Here is an 18,613-nt window from a genome sequence, read left to right as displayed (position 1 = left end):
TTCTCGTGCGCCTTAGAAGTCGAAGTCGGCGTAGTTGCTCTTGGTGAACACGGTGGGGTCACCGAGCAGCAGCGTCTTGGTGTCGGCGTCGTAGGCGACCGGGTCGTCGAGGCCCGGCACATCGTTCTCGGCCTCGAATTCGGTGCCCTGCGACAGCTGGTAGAGCGCCCAGACGGTGAGGTAACCGAGGTCTTCGACGTTCCACAGAACCGTGGATGTCATGGCGCCCGACTCGAGGAACGGCGCGGCGGTCTGCGGCGAACCGAAGCCCGTGACGGCCACCTTGCCGATCTTGTTGGCGTTGGTGACGGCCTGGCCCACGCCGGGGACCGCGGTGGACGGAACGGCGATGATGCCCTTCAGGTCGGGGTAGGCGGTCATGAGGTTCTGGGCCTCTTGCAGGGCCTCGGCGGTGTCGGCCGTGTAGCGCACGCCTCCGACGAGTTCCATGTCGGGGTATTCGTCGGCGGCCTGCTTCTCGGCGGCCGCGATCCAGTTGTTGAAGGTGGCGACATCGGCGCCGCCCGAGATGATGCCGTACTGGCCCTTCTCGTCGGCGGCCTTGGCGATCTCGTCCATGACGGTCTTGCCGAGCGATTCGTCGCTGGCCTGCGAGACGAAGACGCTGCGGCTGGAGTCGGGGGCGTCGGCGTCGGCCGTGGCGATCTTGACGCCCGCATCCTGCGCCTTGGTGATCGAGTTATTGATCGAGGTGGGGTCGAGGGGTGAGACGGCGATGGCGTCGTAGCCCTGCGAGACGAGGTTGTCGACGATGCGCACCTGCTCGGTGGCGTCGACCTTGGCGGGGCCCGTCTGCGTGTAGCTGATGCCGAGGTCGGCGGCGGCCTTGTCGCCACCCGTGTGGAAACCGTTGAAGTAGGGGATGCCCTCGATCTGCGAGACGAAGGCCACGCGCACGTCGCTCGAGGCGCCCGTTGCCGCGCCGGAGCTGGTGCTGGAGGACGACGGGGTCGTGGAGCACCCTGCCAGGAGTAGAACGGCGGCGGTGAAGACACCGGATGCCGCGAGAATGCGCTTGTTCACAATCTTCCTCTTATCGATTTGCCGCTTCGGGTGAGGCGGGATGTCCACTCTGGGAAGGAATCGAAAATGTAATCGATTACCTTGTTGAGACACACTACGATCGACCTGAGGGCGGGTCAAGGGAAACTTTGGGCCGAAACAGGACCGTAATAAACTCGTAAGCGGGGGGAAATCGATTGCACAAGACGACCGTCACCGTGGCCACCGTCGCGGCCGAAGCGGGCGTGTCCACCGCCACGGTGTCGCGCGTGCTCACCGGGTCGAAGAGCGTGAGTGCCCAGACATCCGCTCGCGTTCTGGCCGCCGCCGAGAAGCTGCGCTACTCGGGAAACTCGATCGCCAAGGCCCTGCGGCAGAACTCCACGGGCAACATCGGCATGCTCGTGCCGAGCATCTCGAACCCGTTCTTCACATCGCTCGTCGAGCAGGTCGAACACCACCTCGCGCAGGCCGGCCTCAACCTGTTCCTGTGCGATTCGCGCAACCTCGTAGCCACCGAAGAGACGCGGCTGCGCTCGCTCACGCAGGGGTCGGTCGACGGCATCCTGGTCAGCCCCGTCGACGAGAACCGCTCGGCCGCGGCCCTGCAGCGCGCCAGCGACATCGTCCCCATCGTGCAGATCGACCGCCGGGTCGGCGCCGTCGACACCGACTGGGTGGGCCTCGACGACGCCCACGCCATGCGCCTCATCGCGCAGCACCTCGCCGACCGCGGCGTGCGCACCGTGGCCTTCGTGACCTCGATCATGGGCTCGTCGTCGGCCCTCGACCGCCTGCAAAGTGCGCGCTCCTCCTGCGCTGAGCTCGGCATCGCCATGCCCGACGACCTCGTCCTCGACGGCGACTTCAGCCTCGAGTGGGGTGCAACGGCCGCCGACGGCCTGCTCGATTCGGGTCGCGACCTGCCCGACGCCATCATCTGCTCGGATGACCTCATCGCGCTCGGGTTGTCGGGCCGCCTGGCGGAACGCGGCATCCGCGTGCCCGACGACGTGCGCGTCACCGGGTTCGACGACATCGAATACGCGTCGCTCAACGTGCCGTCGCTCACGACGCTGCGCCAGCCGCTGACTCAGATCGCGGCCGAGGCCGTGCGGTTGTTGCAGGAGAACATTCAGAGCGCCGACCGCGCCAAGACGCAGCTGGCGCTGCGCGGCGAACTCGTGGTGCGCAAGAGCACGACGCGCTACGGCGATTAGGCGAGCCGAGCGGTCCAGAGCGCACAAGCACGACGGGCTCCGGCGACTGAGCGCGGCTAACGGACGCGGCGCGTCTAGCGGTCGGCGCAGCTAGCGGTCGGCGCGCCTCTGGAACCAGCGGACGAGCTCCTGCAGCGCCCGCACGGTCGCAGTGGGATCGTTGCGGTCGAGATCGTCGAAGTTCGAGCGGAAGCCGGACGGCTCGCCGTCGGTCGCATCGTCGTCGGCGCGCTGGAAACCCATCGTCCAGTTGGGGAACTGCCGCGTGCGCAGGGGCTCCTCGAAGAGGACGCGCAGGCCGGTGTGGCGCTCGTCGGTGGCGAGGACATCCATGAGCGCGCGCAGGGGCTCTTCTGGCCCCTCGAGCACCTGCAGAAAACGGCCGTCGCGGTAGAGCAGCATGCCCGTCAGGTCGACGGCCGCGTTGTTCTCGCGGCACTGCTCGAGCAGGGCGTCGAGACCCGACTCGTCGAAGGCCTCGGTCGCCTGGCTCGAGTAGATGATCGACAGCAGCGTGTCGCGCGGTGGGGTCACCCGGCGAGCCTACCCCTCCGTCGCGTGGGCCGAGAGTTCGGCGTGCGCTGTCGCGGGCAGGGCGACCCGCACGGTCGTGCCCCGCCCCGGTTCGCTGTCGATCATGAGGGAACCCTCGTGGGCGCGCACGATGCTCTGTACGATCGACAGCCCGATGCCCACTCCCTGAATGGCCTGATACCGAGCGGATGGCGCGCGATAGAACTTGTTCGTCGCCTGCCGCGCCTCCTCGGGCGTCATGCCCACCCCGGTGTCGGCCACGGCGATCTCGACCGCCCCGTCGATCGCGCGGCCGCTCACGACCACCTCCGACTCGTCGGGAGAGTACTTGACGGCGTTCTGGATGAGGTTGTCGACGATCTGCTGCACGCGGTTCGGGTCGGCACGCACGGGCAGCGGATCCTCCACGTCGACGCGCAGCGTGCTGTGACGGGCGCTCGCGACGGGCCCCATCTTGCTGACGGACGTGCGGATGACATCCGCCACGTCGATGTCTTCGAGCTGCACGCTCAGGCCGCGATCGGAGAGGGTGAGCAGCTCGGAGACGCGGCGCAGCAGCTCTTGGGCGTTGCGCTCGATGACGGACATGTAGTCGTCGATGCCGAGTGCCGCGGCATCCACATCGTCGTCGATGAGTTCGAGATAGCCGAGGATCGACGAGAGCGGGGTCCTCAGTTCGTGCGAGACGGTGGCGAGGAACTCTTCGCGCACGTTGACGGCCTCGGCCAGATCGGTCACGTCTTGCGCGACGACGACCGTACCGAGGAGTTGCCCGTCGGGGCGGTGCACCTGCGCGGCCGATGCGAGGATGGCGATCTGGTTGCCGGGCGTGCCCAACCATTCGACGTGGTCGGTGATGGCTTCGCCGCGCAATGCCCGCGGGATGATCTGCTGATCGAACGGGATGACGGTCTTCTTGTCGGCCTCGCGCGCATCCGGCCCGGCGAAGGGTGGCTGGTCGATACGGAACCCGACCCGCCCGACCATGGCCTCACCCTCGCGGTTCGCCATGACGAGGTTGTCGTCGGCGTCGTAGAACGCGACCGCCGCGTGCACGGTATCGAAGATCGCTCGCGACCGGGTTTGCTCGTCCCGCGACTCGATCAGAGCCTCGGCGAGTTGCTCCTTCTGAGCGACGACGACCCGCGTCGTGTGCGCGAGTTGACGCGCGGCGATGTGCACGGCGGCCGCGACACCGACGGCGAGAACAGGCAACGTCACGATGTTCACCCAGTCGAGCGCGGTGCTGGGCGCGCTCCCCGAATACACCTGGGGGAAAACGGCCACGAGAGCAGCCCCCGCGATGCCGAGCGAGATGCCGCCGCGCCGGAACCCGTAGGCCAGCCACAGCAGCGGGAAGATGACGATGAGCCCGACCGATGGGATGACGGGCAACAGCACAGTGCGAATGAGCGCGACGGCGACGAGGTCGACGGCCGGCACGATCATCATCAGGTGCAGGGGCCACCGCTCCCACGGCAGGACGGCGCACGCGATCGTCGCGACGAGGGCCACCAGGAACCCCTCGGTGAGGAGCGGCGCGTCCAAGAGGTCGGGTACGGCGAAGGCCGTGAGCAGGGCGATGAAACCGACCCCGAGGAAAAAGGGCACCTGCGCGCGGAACAGCACGCGCCACCGCCCCTGTCGGTCGGCTTGCGGTTCCAGCACCGGCATGAGAATCCCTTCACCTGGCATATGCGCCATGGGACATTCAATCGGTCGGGATATGTCGCCGAAACCAGTTGACAAGCGTGTCGGGGGGTTTGACTTCCGGAATCACCGCAGGCCCGGGGTTTTCTCCCACCCCGGGCCTGCGGCTTTCTGTGCGTTATTCGGTATATCCGGTGTTATTCGGTCTGCCCCGTCAGTCCCTCGAAGGCGATGTTGCCCGAGACGAGGTTCTTGTTGGTCAGCTCGGTGAGGTCCTTCAAGAAGTCCTCGCGCTTCGAGACGACGTGTTCGATCGCCTGGTCGACGTTCTCCGACGTGATCGCCGGCATGAGGTAGACAGGGTTCTTCTTCACGTCTTCCCCGCGCACGACGGCCGCGGCGTAGGCGACGCCGGCCGACAACTCGACCGTGCCGTTTTGCAGCGATGTGCCGATGTCGGCCTTCGGTCCCAGGCGCGCTGACGCGTCGTCTGCCAAGTCACTGGAGCGGCCCCGGGCAAGGGCGCTCAACCTATAGCTGAGGGGATCTGGGACAAAACCCCCGGCGTGCCGTGCAGTATCTGACCACGATCTATAACCTGAGTCAACGCTTGTGACGATTTGATGCTGGTTTTACCTAACGACGGGGGACATCTTGAGAAATGAGTTCAGAGGGTACTATCCGCCTTCCGACGCTGAACTCGAGTCAATGTGGACCAATGGCCTGATCATTCTCGACACCAATGCGATCTTGAATTTGTTTCGCTATTCGGAGAAGACACGTACCGAGTTCTTCAACGTCCTGGACCAGAAATCGGAATCTCTTTGGATCCCTTTTCATGTGGGCAAAGAATTTCACCGGCGCCGGCTAGATGTCATCAATGATCAAGAACGAGCCCTTAATGAGGTGAAGTCATCCCTGGAGGACGCAAAGAAGACTGTCGACGCCGCGCTTAGAAAGCTAAAAGATCATCCATCGCTCGACATCAAGGCGGTGAAGACCGTAGCGCAATCCGGTCTAGAGAGCGCATCAGCCCGAGTTGAACAAGCCAGAATGAAGCATCAGAAGGATGTGACGGAGAACAGTACGTATGCGAGGACGTTCACCCGCATCACTTCCTTATATGAAGGGAAGGTCGGCGGGTCATGGGCGGATTCGCTGCTCACTGAGGCTTATGAGCAAGGCCAGGAGCGATACGAAAAATTGATACCTCCAGGATTTGCGGACCGTAAGAAGGTGGAGCCCGATCGATACGGTGACCTAATCATCTGGCTTCAGATTCTTGAACATGCCAGGAACACTCAATTGCCAGCGATTTTTATCACCGATGATGAAAAGGAGGACTGGTGGTACCAAGTCAGCGGTAAGACACAGGGGCCCAGACCAGAGTTAGTAGATGAGTTCTGGACCCAGGCCGAGCAAAGAATTCATTTCTACTCGCCGCAACGATTCGTGCAGTTCGCGCGGAAGCGCGGAATCACCGTGAGCGAAGAGTCCGTCAAGGAGGTCGGAACCGTCTCGACAGCCCGTCAATATGAGTCCCAATCTCTATCTATTGGCCACGTCGAAGTTGGATCCACCCAGGCTGCGCACGAACGCCTGGTTTACATTCATCAACTTCAGCTTTTGGACGATGAAATAAGAACGATTCGCCGCAAAATTGCGAGGGCAGAAAGCAGCGAACACGACCCCGAGAGCGAAGGGTTACTAAGGAGAAATCTCCGGTATCGGGAAGATCTTCGCCGCCAGATCGAACAGATGGCGACTTTCGATGCTGGAGAGCCCCGGTCGCAACGTTGGAGCGCAACGGAAAAAAGGGCTTACCTCGAAAGACATTCACGCTCGGATGACCGGCTAAGGCCTATTTCTGAAGTTCTGGGCGAAGATTACGGAGATGAAGATCGGCACGGCGATCCACCGCGAAGGACGCACTACCGTCGGGACCCTATCGACTAATCATCACCCTTGTCGTCACGCACCATGCTCGGCGGACACTTCAATTGGGATTGCTAGAAACGGCTAGGAACCATCCAGCGTGCCCCACGTTGCTACAACGTCTGGCGCGCTGCGAGGTGGTCCTGAACATCTGACAGCAAATCATGTGCCGCCCCCTTCTGCTCATATAGACGCTGGTCGAGAACTTCCCGCAGCCATCTGGCCTTATTGGCCGCAGGTGTTCCGGGGTGATACCGCTCTAGTTCCCCGACCGAAACTGCGAAGATGCCGACCTCTCGAAGCTGTAAGTCGAGCTCGGCAAATGCAGTTAGAGCTTCCGGCGACAGCATTAAGACGCCGCGAGTTTTGAAATCTTTCCAACGCGAGGTGATACGAACGGCGTTCGAAATCGCAGACGCTTGTCCGGACGTTAGATCGCCCTTTGCCTCAGCCAATACTTCGTCAATCTCGGCCCTCACCGCAGCTAAAGATTTATTTTGAGAGCGCCCCTGGATGTCTGAAATGACGATCGACCGTACCCGCTTGAAGTCATCGGGAATCCCGCCAGCCGCGGTCACAATGCGGTTGAATTCACGGTCGTCTTGAAGAAAGTCAATGTCCAGAATTGCGACGGTTGGCACACTCGTCTGACGAAACGCCTCCAAGGCAACGTGGATTCGGCTTTTGCCACCGGTGTGCGAGAAGTGCAATCCGGAATCCATGCCCTTCCTCGCATCAATCTGTTCGCTAACTGCACGGTAATAAGTGCAGTCGGCGTCCGATTCACAAAGGACGACGCCTCGCACAAAGAGACCGTTAAGCATGTCGTAGTAGCGCATAAGGGGATCCCGGTAGAGGTCTCTGACCGCCTCCGCGGGAAGGGACGAGACCGAAGTCCCAGCAGAACCTCGACTCAAGCGGATAATCGCCGTATCTCCGTCTGCGGCAGTGAGACCAGACACCACATCTTCGCTGTGAGTCGCAACCAAAACTTGCGTGCCGCGGGCATGTTGTTGAGCCAGGAACTGTCCGAGGAGACGCGCCTGCGGGGGATGAAGAAACGCCTCGGGCTCATCGATCAGAACTAGAGGATAACTGCCGGTGAGAACGGTGAGCACCATTCCCACAAATGCGCGAAACCCATCACCCTGATCATCTAACCGAGGGAGGGCTTTGAGATCCTCGAGGTAGGCCTTCGACTGAGGCGAGGGGCCCTCCCCTGCCTCCGGCTTGCCCACGAGCAATCTAATCGAACTACCGGCATATCTGTGGACAGTAATTGGGGTACCGAATGCCTGCATTGTCAATGCACTCAAAGCCGCTTCTAACTCGCGGCTTTCGTAAAGGTACTGCAGAGGCGATGACGGAAGAGCTAGTGACGCGTCATACATGGGCGCTGCATCAGCCATATGTAGACGACCGCTTGCATCAAGAAGCACGCTGTAAATACCGGACAACTGCGCCAGCGCACCGACGTTATCGAGCGTGGACTTCGTGATCGTGCCCACGCGCGGTATTTGCCAAGATTCTTCGCTATAGGTGCCATCCGGATACGCGCCTGCCTGCCGTATTGGAGCCAAAGAGGACAGCCAGGCCGCAAGCGCGAGTGGCCCATCCGGTTCCAGCTCGAAATCCGCAACCAAATTAGGGCGCGCGTCGCTGTACTGGTACGGGTGCCGTAGGAGAGCGTCTCGTAATTCTCGCAAGAAGGTACTCTTACCGGAATTGTTTGCGCCTACTACCGCTACGGCACCACTCGCAATCTCAACTACCTCACCTGAGACAAGGACTATCTTGGCTAGTTTCACAGTCAACCTTTGGGGCTCGATGTACACGCAAGGACGCGGAGTTCGCGTATTCAAACTATCGGCTTGGGGGCGCTTAGCGGACGCCTGCATCGGAAGAGAGGGGGCTGGACAAGCGGCGCACAAAGCAGTGAACACTGGCGCGCGCATAACCAGTTCCCTCACTGTGCGATCGGTGCCGACACTTACTGTTCCTGAACGAGTTGTCGCACCGCCCCGGCCGAACCGGCGGACGAGTCGATGCGCCAATCGCGCTCCTTTTTTACGTCGAACCAGACGAGGGCACGAATCTCCGGGAACTCCTCCCTCAACGCCGGCAGGATGCCCGCCACCCATTCGCCCTTGTCGCCGCCCTCCTCGGCCGACCCGGTCTCGCCGATGATGATGGGCTTCCCCAAGCCGACGAGCTGCGTGTACATGGGCCGGAACACCTCGTCGAAGGTTTGCCACTCGAAGCCGGCCTGCGACGTGCCCCAGTTGTATCCATCGATGCCCGTCCAATCCACGTAGTCGTCACCCGGGTAGTACTCGAGCGCTCCGGGAGCATCCTCGCTGTCGACGTTGTTCGGAGCCCACACCCACACCACGTTGCCGCCGTCGTGCCGCTCGAAGATGTCGTGGATGTGCCGATACGCGGCGACGTAGAGCTCGGGGTCGTGGCCGCCCCAGCCCTCTTCCTCGTTCATCTCGGCCGCGAAGTCGACGAACACCGGATGCTCGAGCTCGCCCGCCTGCTCGGCCCGGGTCTCGAGCATCCCGTCGTGTCGGCCATCGACGATGTCGTGGAAGTCGACGTCGAAGGGCTCCCAGTTGACGAGGGAGACGACTCCGGCGTCCGCATCCTGCCGCACGACCTCGGAGGTCGCCCAGTCGTCATTCCAGCCGAAATACGTGAGGTGCAATTGCGGGTGCCGCCCGAGCGCGGCGTCGGTCTCGGCCTGCGGGCGATCGCCGTAGTACATGCCGAAGTAGATGCCCGTGTCGGGCACCAGCGTGTTCGCGCGGGTAGCCTCCGGCGCGGGCGACGACGACGCGGGCTCGAGGCTCGCGCCGCGCGTTTCCTCGGGCCCGGGTACGCCGGCCGTGCAGGCGGTCAACAGGGCGACGGATGCCGCGCATACCGCGGTCGCGGCCAGAAAACGAGTGATGGGCACAACGGTCCTTCCCTTCGCCGCGGGGGCGGCTGGTCAGAGGTTCAGCCTAGGCGGCGGAGTCCGGTCCCGAGCGCGAGCGCCCGCGTCAGGACGCGCCGACCCGCCCGCGCTCCGAATCCCGCTTGCACCTTTCGGATGAGGTCTGAGAGTGCGACCGTTCGGACGTCGAGCGGGCGGCGGCGTCTTCCTAGTGTCGATAACGACCGCACTCCTCGACATCCGTTCCTCGGAAAGGACCCGCGCATGACCATCACCGAACGCCCCACCCCGAACCCGCCGGGCGGTATCGCCGGGCTCATCCGGCGGCATCCGCTCGTGTCATTCTTCGTGCTCGCGCTGGGGCTCAGCTGGATCGCCTGGACGCCCTGGATTCTGTCGAACAACGGACTCGGCGTGCTCGACTTCTCGTTCCCGAGCATCCTCGGCACCACGCAGTTCACGGGCATGCTGTTCGGCGCCTACCTCGGGCCGCTCGGCGCCGCCTTCATCGTGACCTCGATCACAGGTGGGCGCGCCGGGCTGCGCGTGTGGGTCGGCCGGCTGCTGCGCTGGCGTGTGGCACCACGGTGGTACCTGGTCGCGCTGTTCGCCGTGCCCGCCGCCGTTCTCCTGCTCGGAACCCTCGCCTCGGGCGGGCAGGTGCACGCACCGAGCCTCCTCGCCGTCGGCCTCTACGTGCCCGCGCTGCTGCTGCAGATGCTCACGACGGGACTCGCCGAGGAGCCGGGCTGGCGCGACTTCGCGTTGCCGCCCCTACAAGAGCGTTTCGGGCCGCTCGGGGCCGCCGCCATCCTCGGACCGCTGTGGGGCCTGTGGCACGTGCCGCTGTTCTTCACCGAATGGGGTTCGTGGCCCGCCGTCACGTGGCTCAACGTCGTCGAGTTCGTCGCGTTCAGCGCGCTCTTCAACATCGTGATCATGTGGCTGTTCAACCGGTCGGGGCAGAGCCTGCCCATCGTCATGCTCTTCCATGTGAGCCTGAACAACACGGTCTCGGTGTTCTGGGCCGAGATGTTCCCCACCGTGGGCGGTGACCAGCTGCAGCACGTGCTGCTGGCCGGTGCCGCCGTGGCCGCGACCGTCACGATCATCCTCACCCGCGGCCGCCTGGGCCTGCCCCGCACGACGCCGGCCTTCGGACACGCGCCCGTCGAATCCGAGAAGATAGCGGTATGAGCCCATCGCCGCGTCGGCCGAGCGTCACGGATGTCCTCGTGGCGCTCGGCACGGGCGTTGCAACGGTTGCCGCCGTCGCGGCCGCACCCGAGCTGCTCGAGCCCGACCATCTCGTCGTCGTCGACCCGGTCTCATGGTGGGTGACAGGTGCAGCCCTCGTCCTGCAGGCCGTTGCACTGTGCTTCGCTCGCCCCTCCCCGCGGTCGGTGCTTCTCGTGACGGCAGCCCTCGCCCTGCTCGTCGGAGTCTTCACGCCGACGGGAATCGCCAACATCACCGACGCTGCCGTGCTCATCGCGGTTCTGCGTGCCGCGCTCCTCGTGCCGGCCCGCGAACTGCGCGTGCTGTTGCCGATCGCGGCCCTCTGCGTCGCCGTCGGGCAGGCCGGCGACATCGTGGGCTCGAGTTCGGTGCCCCTGCCCACTGTGATCGGCGCCGCCATCCTGCAGGCCATCGCGATCGTCGGGCTGCCCTCCGTCGGCGTGCTCGCGGTCACGGCGCGCCGCGACGCCCAGCGCGCCCGCACCGGCGAGTCCGAAGCCATCCGGCGGGAACGCGACGCCCTCGTGCAAGCCGCCGTGGCCCAGGAACGCACCGGCATGGCCCGCGAGTTGCACGACATCGCCGCCCACCACGTGTCGAGCATCGCGCTCATGTCGGCGGCCATCGAGCGCCAGATCGACACCGACCCCGCACTCGCGAAGCAGCAGGTGCGGCAGGTGCGGGAGCAGAGCCGCGTGCTGCTCGACGATCTGCGCCGCCTCGTGGGCCTGCTGCGCCGGGATGCCGACGCCCCCGACGCCATCGAAACACTCGAGACCATCCCGGCCCTCGTCGACACCGCCCGCGCGACCGGCCGCGAGGTCGACCTGCGCGTCTTGGGTGGCGGCGGCGACATCGGACCGCTCGCGCAACTGGTCGCGTATCGCATGGTGCAAGAGGCGCTGGCCAACGCAGGCCGTCACGCCCCGGATGCCGCGTGCACGGTGGTGCTCGACGGCAGCGCCTCCGACCGCTTCGTCGCCATCGTGCGCAACGCCCCGCCCGCCTCGCCGGCCGCGCCCAGCCGCGAGGGCTTCGGCCTGCTCGGCATGCGCGAGCGAGCGGCCCTCGTCGGCGGCACCCTCGGCGCCGGCGCCGACCCCGACGGCGGCTGGACCGTGCGCCTCACCCTGCCGTCGGAGGCGCCGGTGCCACCGGAATCGTTTGTGCCACCGGAATCGTCTGTGCCGTCTGAGCTGCCTGTGCCGCCGGCCGATTCCCGAAAGGACCCCGCATGATCCGCGTGCTCGTCGCCGACGATCAACCGTTGGCCCGCGCCGGACTCGCCGCGCTGCTCTCCGCCGAACCCGATATCGACGTCGTCGCGACGGCCGCCGACGGCGACGAGGCGCTGGCGCTGGCCCTCGAATTGCGCCCCGACGTGGCCTGCCTCGACATCCGGATGCCGGGCCAGACGGGCATCGACGTCACGCGCTCGCTCACGGCGCTCACCGCCGACCATCCGGTGCCCGTGCTGATTCTGACGACCTTCGACATCGACGACTACGTGTTCAACGCACTGGAGGCCGGGGCATCCGGTTTTCTGTTGAAGGATGCCGAACCCGACGAGATCATCCGCGCCGTGCGGCACGTGGCAGCGGGAAACGGCACCCTCGACCTGGCCGTGACGCGGCGCGTGCTGCAGGAGTTCACGCGGCGCCGCACGCTGCAGGCCGTGTCGACGACGAGCGAGGCGGCCAGCCAGCTGACGCCGCGCGAACGAGAGATTCTGCAACTCCTCGCGCAGGGCATGTCGAACGACGAGATCGCGGCGGCGCTGACCGTCGAGGTGACGACCGTGAAGTCGCATCTGGCCCGAATCCTGCCGAAGTTGGGCGTGCGCTCGCGTTTGCAGGCGGTTGTGTGGGCGTATCAGAACAAGGTGGTGCTGCCGAAGTAGTAGGCCGGGTCTGAGCGGGCCCCGCGGCTCGGCGACGTCACTCCGACAGCTGGCCCCCTCGAGCTCCTGTTCGGAGCGCTTCGAGGTTGAGCGAAATCCAGGCGGCGACGCGCTCGCGATGCGGTTCGACCCAGTCGCCCTCATAGGCGCGCGGCACCGTCTCGATGAACATGATGAGGCCCAGGTAGATCGACCAGAGGCGGGCGCGGGCGATGGCCGCGGCGTCGGGCAGAAGGGGGCAGCCAGCCGTCTTCTCATAGGCGTTCACGAACGCGGCATTGTCGGCCGCCCAGGCCTTGACGTCCTTGAGCAGCGCGACGGAGGCGAGGTCGGCAGTCGGGTCGGCGACGAGCGCGCGTTCGGCGTCGATGACCGCGGTGAAGTGACCACCCGAGACGAGCAGATTGCCCGGCCAGAGGTCGAAGTGGACGAGGGTCGGCTGCGTTACGTCGTCGAAGGCGGCCGCGAAGAGGGCCAGTTCGTCGATCAGCGCGAGGGCATCGGATGCTTCACCGCGCGAACCGTCTCGCGCAGGGCTGCCGAAGCGGCCGAGGTCGACCCGCCAACGCTCGGCATCGGCGACCACGTTGCGGATGAGCTCGCCAAATGTTTCGCGCAGGCTCGACGATCTGGTCGACGCCCGAAACAGGTAGCCGAACAGCGAGAGCTCGTCGCGCTCGGATGCCGCCGCTGCCGTGCCGGCCAGATGCAAGCGTGCGAGGAGCGTTCCGTGCTCGGCGGGGCTCGGTCGCTCTGAGGCGTGCTCGACCTCGCTGAGGGGAATGCCCGGTTCGTGTGAGAGAACGAGGGCCACGACATCCGTGTTCGGCACTCGACCGGGCGGCGGGCCACCCAGGACGGTCTCGTCGCTCGTTTCGACCGCCACGAATTCGCGATGCAGGACGCTCGGAACGGGCAGGCCCGCCGCCCCGAGCGCGTCGAGGGCGAGCGCTTCCGTGGCGAGAAGGGCGCGCTCATAGGTCAGCGCCGTCGCGTCGTCGGGGGCGCGTTTGGTCACCACCGACCGCGCCGGCTGGGTCGCCATGGCCGCCAGCCACACGCGTTCGATGGCGTTCGCCGTGCCCGCCCCGAGGGTTTCACGCCGTGCGACCCCACCGTGTGCCGCCAACCACTGCTCCATCGTTGCTTCGCCTGCCACCATGCCGACACACTAACGGGCACGCTCAACCCGACGACCGGAACAGCCCCAACCATCCCGCCGCCGATCCGCGGATATTGTTGAGGGCGTCTCATTTCGCACGGATGCTCGAAAGGCCCTGGCATGTCCCTCGATCGTCCCGCCGGCGCATCCCCGTGGCGCGTGAGCGCCTTGCCGAAACCGCTCGACACGACCGCGCTGACCGCTCCACTCCCCCGGCAGGAACGCATGCGGCGCTGGCGCGAACTCGTCGCCGAGCAGCCCAAGGTGCGCGACACCATCGGCCGCGTGCGCCGATTGACCGCCACGATCGGTGCGCTGGGCGGACTCGCCGGCGTGCCCCTGATGGGACTCATCGCCATCCTGGCCTTCGGTGACGGCGACGAGGAGGGCGTGCGGATCGCCATCGGGCTCGGGTCGATGGTCGTCATGACGGCTCTGCTTGCCGTCGTTTTGGTGCGTGTGGCCGTGCGGGTCTGGGCGCGCCGCACGTTGCGTCGCACGCACATTCGCCTGGCGAACTTCGCCGAAGCCAACGGGTTCGATTACCTCGCCGGTCCCGTGGCCGCACAGCGGGAGATGCCGTGGCGGCGACGCGGTTCGCTCAACCTCCACCGCGTGCTGCGCAGCCGTGAGGAGCGCGGCATCGAGATCGCCGACTACGAGATCCAGGGCAACTCGCAGAACCTGGCGGCGCAATTCGGCGGCTTCTGCGCCCTCCGGCTTCCCACCCCGCTGCCCCACATCATGCTGCGCGCGCAGGGCGGCCGGCGCCCGGGTATGAGCTCGGCCGGCGCCCCGCGCGACATGCAGCACCTGAGCCTCGAGGGCGACTTCGATCGCCACTTCGCACTGTTCTGCCCGCAGGGTTACGAAGCGGATGCCCTCTACCTCTTCACCCCCGACGTCATGGCGCGCCTCATCGACCACGTCCGTGACCTCGACGTCGAGATCGTCGACGACTGGATGATCCTCTCGACTCCCCGCGACCTTGTCACAACCGACCCCGCCGACTGGGCCGCCATCGCCGCCGCTGTCGACGCCGTCGACGATCGGGTCGAGCGCTGGGCCGCCTGGCGCGAGACCCGCCCCGTCTCGGAGGCCGACGCGATAGCGGCCCGCGCGGTCGCCACCCCTGGCCGCCGCCTCAAAACCCGCCCCAGCGTCGATAACATCCTCATCTCCTGCTCGCTCGGCCTCTTCGCCGTCGGTGTCATCGTGGCGCTGTGGCGCTAGCCGCCGAGGATCAGCTGGAGTGGGGCTCGGCCCGCTGAGCCTTCGCGGCTCAGCCTGCCGCCCGCGCACGCAGACTGTGGAACCTCCGCGCGGTGTGTCATTCTGTGGGGGATCACACGAACGGTCCCGGCCGTCGACACCGCGCCCCGCGCATCCGCTGCAGAGGAAGAACATGGCCACCACAGGAACGCTCGGCGCCGAAGAACGACGAGCCCACCTCATGGCGATCCTCGAACGCGACGGGCAGATCCGGCTGGAGGCCGCAGCATCCGAGCTGGATGTCTCGGCCATGACGGTCCGGCGCGACCTCGCCGATCTCGAGGCCCTCGGGCTCCTGCGCCGCGTGCGGGGAGGCGCGATCCCGACGCTGCAGCCGCGCACGTTCCGCGAGCGCACCGCTACCGGGGCCCGCGAGAAGGCACTGATCGTCGAGAAGGCCCGCACTCTGCTGCCCAGCGATGGTGCCATCGCCATCGACGCCTCCACGACGGCGGGCGGCATGGGGCGACGGCTCGAGACCGGGCCGCTCACGGTGGCGACGAACTCCTACGACAACTTCCTCACGGCGCGGCAGAACCCGGATGTCACGGCCATCCTCGTCGGCGGCACAGCCGAGGTGCGCACCGACAGTTTCGTCGGGCCCATTGCGTGCCAGGCCGCGGCATCCGTTCTCTATCGCCGGTTCTTCCTCTCCTCGGCTGCGGTTGACCCCGAGCTCGGCACCTCGGAGGTCACGCTCGAGGAGGCGCAGGTGAAGCAGGCCTTCGCCCGGGCCAGCGACGAGACCGTGCTGCTCGTCGCCTCGTCGAAGCTCGGGCAGCGCGCCCTGGCGGTGGGCCTCGGGCTCGACGACATCGACCTGCTCGTCACCGAACTCGACCCGTCCGACCCGCTGCTCGACCCCTACCGCGGCCGCGTCGAACTGCTGTGAACCGGCCCCGACCACGAGCGCGTCGAACTCCTGTGAACCCGGCCGGGCCCAGGGTCGCCGCGACATAATGGCCCCATGCGTCTGACCACCTCGACCACGGGTTCCGGCCCCCGCCACGTCGCCCTCGTGCACGGCCTCGGCGGCAACGGCGCCACCTGGGCACCCCTGATCGAGCGGATGTCCGCGACCCGCCGTTACACCGTGACGACCGTCGACCTGCGCGGCCACGGCAGCAGCGACCGCGCCCCCAGTTACGCCCTCGACGAGCTGGCCGACGACCTGGTCGAGAACCTGCCACACGGCCTCGACAGCGTGGTCGGGCATTCGCTCGGCGGCTCAGTGCTCGTGCGCGCCGTCGGCCGGCTCGCGCCCGCGCGGGCCATCTACCTCGACCCCGGTTTTCACCTCACGCTGCCGACGACCGGCCTACGCGGTCGCCTCTTCTGGGCGGCGCCGCTCGTGACGCTCGGCTTCGCGCAGCTGCGCCAGTCCCGCCAGAGCGCCGCCGCGAAGGCCCTCTACCCACCCGCCGTGCGCGAATCCGTCGCCCGGGCCCAGCGCGAGTTCGACCGCGGCATGGCCATCGGCGTGTTCCGGGATGTCGCGTTCCACCCCATCGCGCCCGCCGCACCCGAGGTTCCCTCGACCATCGTGCTGTCGGATGACTCTCCTGCCGTCCTGCCCGACTCGCTCGCCGCGGAGCTCGAAGGCCTGGGCTGGGACATCCGCCGCCTGCCCCGTGTGCACCACGACATGCAGCTCGAAAACCCGGATGGCACGTTCCAGATGATCGAGGACGTGCTCTGATCTGAGCCGCCCACACGGCTTCGACCGCGGGCCCGCGCGTGACCTCGGCTACCCTGGGCAGATGGACACCAACGCTCTCCGGCACTTTCTCGCGGTCGCCGACGAGGGCGACTGGTCTCGCGCCGCCAACGCCGAACACGTTTCGCGCGCCACCATCCAGGCGTCCGTCGCGGCCCTCGAGGCCGAGCTCGACGAGAAACTCGTCATCGAGGACGAGGACGGCGCCCTGACTCTCACCGCCCCCGCGCTCGCGTTCCGCGGCCCGGCCCGGGCCCGCGTCGCGGCAGCGCCCGCGCCCGCTCCCAAGGCAGGCGGCAAGGCCAAGGCCTCGAAGGGCCGCGGCCGCGCCCCCATCGTCAAGGGCCAGCCCAAGCCCTACCCCAAGCGCCAGGGCCGCTAGCCCCCGGGGAGGGTCGCCGCGGATCGCCTCATGCGTCCACGGCTCATTCGATGTGCCGGATGCGCCTGATCGCCACACAGGGTTGCCTACATCGTGAGTTCGTGCTCATAATGTAGAAGCCGGTCCGTTGCAGCACCGTCGCTGCGCGCCACCCAGCCGGCCCACCTGATTGGACGACGATGACGTCAGACATTCTCACTATCGTGTACACGGCCGTCGCCATCCTCGGCGTCGTGATCCTCATCACGCGCTTTCGGCTGAACCCCGCCGTCGCCCTCGTGGTCGGCGCCCTCTTCCTCGGCCTCGTGATCGGGCTCGGACCCGAGAAGACCATCAGCACCATCACCGAGGGTTTCGGCTCGATCATGGCCGAGGTCGGGCTGCTCATCGCGTTCGGCGTGCTGCTCGGTTCGATGCTGAGCGAGATGCAGGCCATCCAACGGCTCGTCTCGCACCTGCTGCGCCTCTTCGGCCCGAAAGGCCTGCCGTATGCGCTGGGCCTCACGATCGGCACCGTGCTGCAGTCGATCTTCCTCGACGTTTTGCTCGTCATCTCGGCCCCGCTCGCGCGCAAGATGGCACCCCTCATCGGCCGCTTCGGCACGGCCCGCATCGCGACGGCCATGGCGATCAGCCTGGAATGCGGCATCGTGCTCATGGTTCCGGGTGTTGCGGCGCTCGCCCTCGCCGGCGTGCTGGGCGTGCCCCTCGGCATGATGCTGCTCTTTGGTTTCATCGTCGTCGTGCCCACCATCGTCATCTCGATCTTCATCATGTCGTGGCTGTTCCGCCTGGGTTTCTGGAAGCCCGAGAAAGACGAGACGCCGGTCGGCGAGGATGACGCGACCGACGCGATTGACGCCGCCGACGCATCCCCGTCCTCCAGCCCCGCCCCTTCTCCCACGCGCGCCCTATCGACGGAGGACCGCCGCAGTTCTGTCGGCGGCGTCCCCCGCGGCGTCGCCGTCGCCCAGCGCACGCAGGCGCGCACCGAGCCCCGGCTCGTGATCCTCTTCGCACCCCTGCTGCTCTGCCTGGCGCTCATCGCCACGGGCGCCATCTTGCAGATCGCCGAGGTGGAGATCCCGGTGCTGCAGCTCGTCACCAACCCCGTCTTCGCGCTCCTCCTCGCCGTGCTCGGCACGAGCCTGGTCGGCCGCCTCACCATCGGGCAGCCGCGCGTGGAAAAGGCCGTGGTCGCCGGATTCCGGGAGAGCGGACAGATCCTCATCCTCACGGGCGTCGGCGGCTCGCTCGCCGCCACCGTCGCGGCAACGGGTCTGGGCGACATCCTGGGTCAGGCCTTCGGTGCCGGCGGCTTCGCCCCGCTGCTCGTCGTCTGGGGAATCGCCGCCATCCTGCACGTGGCCGTCGGTTCGGTGACCATTTCGGCGATCACGGCGGCGGGCATTCTGGCCCCGATCGCGCCGATCATCGGGCTCGATCCCATCCTGATCGCCCTCGCCGCGGGTGCCGGTTCGCTCTTCGCCGTGCACGTCACGAGCAACACGTTCTGGTTGCTGCAATCGCTCCTCGGCCAAACCACGCGAGGAACCCTCAAGACCTGCACCGTAGGCGTCTCGGTCGCCTCCGTCGTCGCCCTCGGCATGACCCTCATCCTCAGCATCTTCCTGTGAGCTG

General features: G+C 66.4%; 17 protein-coding genes. 10 read left to right on the top strand and 7 right to left on the bottom strand.

Translation table 11 applies throughout. The annotated features are described in order from the left end of the window. Positions 1–12: 12 nt before the first annotated feature. Positions 13–1,044, bottom strand: a complete 1,032-nt coding sequence (locus ACZ6IE_RS02315) for an autoinducer 2 ABC transporter substrate-binding protein (protein WP_464606605.1) — start codon at positions 1,042–1,044, stop codon at positions 13–15. Between the two features lie 176 nt (positions 1,045–1,220). Between ACZ6IE_RS02315 and ACZ6IE_RS02310 the strand changes: the two genes are divergently transcribed. Continuing rightward, positions 1,221–2,243 carry a LacI family DNA-binding transcriptional regulator gene (locus tag ACZ6IE_RS02310; RefSeq protein ID WP_077054168.1) on the top strand — a complete coding sequence of 341 codons (1,023 nt, stop codon included), beginning with the start codon at positions 1,221–1,223 and terminating at the stop codon, positions 2,241–2,243. A 90-nt stretch (positions 2,244–2,333) separates the two neighbouring features. On the opposite strand, the gene ACZ6IE_RS02305 is transcribed toward ACZ6IE_RS02310, so the two are convergent. The 3 genes from ACZ6IE_RS02305 to ACZ6IE_RS02295 form a co-directional block, all read right to left on the bottom strand. Further along, positions 2,334–2,777, bottom strand: a complete 444-nt coding sequence (locus tag ACZ6IE_RS02305; protein ID WP_464606604.1) for a BLUF domain-containing protein — start codon at positions 2,775–2,777, stop codon at positions 2,334–2,336. A gap of 9 nt (positions 2,778–2,786) precedes the next feature. Continuing rightward, positions 2,787–4,451 carry a sensor histidine kinase gene (locus ACZ6IE_RS02300; protein ID WP_464606603.1) on the bottom strand — a complete coding sequence of 555 codons (1,665 nt, stop codon included), beginning with the start codon at positions 4,449–4,451 and terminating at the stop codon, positions 2,787–2,789. Positions 4,452–4,624: 173 nt separating this feature from the next. Continuing rightward, positions 4,625–4,924, bottom strand: coding sequence for a hypothetical protein (locus ACZ6IE_RS02295; protein ID WP_464606602.1), 300 nt, complete (start codon positions 4,922–4,924; stop codon positions 4,625–4,627). 211 nt (positions 4,925–5,135) lie between these two features. On the opposite strand from ACZ6IE_RS02295, the gene ACZ6IE_RS02290 reads away from it, so the two are divergent. After that, positions 5,136–6,383: a PIN domain-containing protein gene (locus tag ACZ6IE_RS02290; protein WP_464606601.1), complete on the top strand. Its 1,248-nt coding sequence runs from the start codon at positions 5,136–5,138 to the stop codon at positions 6,381–6,383. Between the two features lie 92 nt (positions 6,384–6,475). Here the strand turns inward: ACZ6IE_RS02290 and ACZ6IE_RS02285 are convergent, their stop codons facing one another. Both ACZ6IE_RS02285 and ACZ6IE_RS02280 read right to left on the bottom strand, forming a co-directional pair. Continuing rightward, positions 6,476–7,870, bottom strand: a complete 1,395-nt coding sequence (locus ACZ6IE_RS02285) for an ATP-dependent nuclease (protein WP_464606600.1) — start codon at positions 7,868–7,870, stop codon at positions 6,476–6,478. 482 nt (positions 7,871–8,352) lie between these two features. After that, positions 8,353–9,321 carry a glycoside hydrolase family 26 protein gene (locus ACZ6IE_RS02280; RefSeq protein WP_464606599.1) on the bottom strand — a complete coding sequence of 323 codons (969 nt, stop codon included), beginning with the start codon at positions 9,319–9,321 and terminating at the stop codon, positions 8,353–8,355. A gap of 243 nt (positions 9,322–9,564) precedes the next feature. On the opposite strand from ACZ6IE_RS02280, the gene ACZ6IE_RS02275 reads away from it, so the two are divergent. The 3 genes from ACZ6IE_RS02275 to ACZ6IE_RS02265 are packed head-to-tail and all read left to right on the top strand — an operon-like array spanning position 9,565 to position 12,439. Next, positions 9,565–10,497, top strand: a complete 933-nt coding sequence (locus ACZ6IE_RS02275; protein WP_464606598.1) for a CPBP family glutamic-type intramembrane protease — start codon at positions 9,565–9,567, stop codon at positions 10,495–10,497. After that, on the top strand, positions 10,494–11,777 hold the full coding sequence (locus tag ACZ6IE_RS02270; protein WP_464606597.1) for a sensor histidine kinase: 1,284 nt from the start codon (positions 10,494–10,496) through the stop codon (positions 11,775–11,777). Before ACZ6IE_RS02275 ends, ACZ6IE_RS02270 begins: the two co-directional genes overlap by 4 nt. After that, complete coding sequence (locus ACZ6IE_RS02265) at positions 11,774–12,439, top strand: response regulator (protein ID WP_464606596.1); 666 nt, start codon at positions 11,774–11,776, stop codon at positions 12,437–12,439. The genes ACZ6IE_RS02270 and ACZ6IE_RS02265 overlap by 4 nt, the downstream gene beginning before the upstream one ends. A 37-nt stretch (positions 12,440–12,476) precedes the next feature. Here the strand turns inward: ACZ6IE_RS02265 and ACZ6IE_RS02260 are convergent, their stop codons facing one another. Next, the gene (locus tag ACZ6IE_RS02260; RefSeq protein ID WP_464606595.1) at positions 12,477–13,601 is read right to left on the bottom strand and encodes an aminoglycoside phosphotransferase family protein; all 1,125 of its coding nucleotides are present in this window, start codon (positions 13,599–13,601) and stop codon (positions 12,477–12,479) included. Positions 13,602–13,721: 120 nt separating this feature from the next. Here ACZ6IE_RS02260 and ACZ6IE_RS02255 point away from each other — a divergent pair, with 120 nt between their 5' ends. The 5 genes from ACZ6IE_RS02255 to ACZ6IE_RS02235 all read left to right on the top strand — a co-directional run bounded on the left by ACZ6IE_RS02255 (position 13,722) and on the right by ACZ6IE_RS02235 (position 18,609). Then, positions 13,722–14,834: a hypothetical protein gene (locus tag ACZ6IE_RS02255; protein WP_464606594.1), complete on the top strand. Its 1,113-nt coding sequence runs from the start codon at positions 13,722–13,724 to the stop codon at positions 14,832–14,834. A 172-nt stretch (positions 14,835–15,006) separates the two neighbouring features. Then, positions 15,007–15,765, top strand: a complete 759-nt coding sequence (locus tag ACZ6IE_RS02250) for a DeoR/GlpR family DNA-binding transcription regulator (RefSeq protein WP_464606593.1) — start codon at positions 15,007–15,009, stop codon at positions 15,763–15,765. 75 nt (positions 15,766–15,840) lie between these two features. Next, the gene (locus tag ACZ6IE_RS02245; protein ID WP_464606592.1) at positions 15,841–16,572 is read left to right on the top strand and encodes an alpha/beta fold hydrolase; all 732 of its coding nucleotides are present in this window, start codon (positions 15,841–15,843) and stop codon (positions 16,570–16,572) included. 61 nt (positions 16,573–16,633) lie between these two features. Then, a complete protein-coding gene (locus ACZ6IE_RS02240; RefSeq protein WP_079726772.1) occupies positions 16,634–16,972 on the top strand; it encodes a helix-turn-helix domain-containing protein in 339 nt (112 codons plus the stop codon). Between the two features lie 179 nt (positions 16,973–17,151). Continuing rightward, positions 17,152–18,609, top strand: coding sequence for a GntP family permease (locus ACZ6IE_RS02235; protein WP_464606591.1), 1,458 nt, complete (start codon positions 17,152–17,154; stop codon positions 18,607–18,609). Positions 18,610–18,613 lie beyond the last annotated feature (4 nt).

This window comes from Okibacterium sp. AC114, from assembly GCF_979253355.1.
This window is presented reverse-complemented; position numbering and strand designations above follow the sequence as displayed.